Annotated in this window: 1 protein-coding gene; it reads right to left on the minus strand. The window is 47.2% G+C overall.

What is annotated here, in order from left to right; genetic code table 11:
* Positions 1-2: 2 nt before the first annotated feature.
* Positions 3-286: hypothetical protein (locus PZE06_RS29280; RefSeq protein WP_275792587.1), on the minus strand; the 284-nt coding region annotated here is incomplete at its 5' end.

Consider the following 286-nt stretch of genomic DNA (forward strand, 5'->3'; position numbering starts at 1 on the left):
TGTTAGGCTGCTATACCTGACACCTCATCCGGCTTTGTGTACAGCATCATGTCTGTATATTTAGCTTGATAGTTTACGCTTGCACTAAACTCCACTTTCCTGCATTCCTTGAATGGGCTGCCGACAAATGGGTTTCGGTCCATCCAGTCGCACAGTTCTAAAATGGAAGACTTGTTCGAAGTGAAATACACGAACGAATGCCCTTTCAGAACGGTTAGTACATCCAGATAGTCAGCCAGACGCCAGAACATCTTGTAAGTACCCACCTCGGTGGAGAGGTACGGCG

It is taken from the genome of Robertmurraya sp. DFI.2.37, from assembly GCF_029211245.1.
GTDB classification, from domain to species: domain Bacteria; phylum Bacillota; class Bacilli; order Bacillales; family Cytobacillaceae; genus Robertmurraya; species Robertmurraya methanolica_A.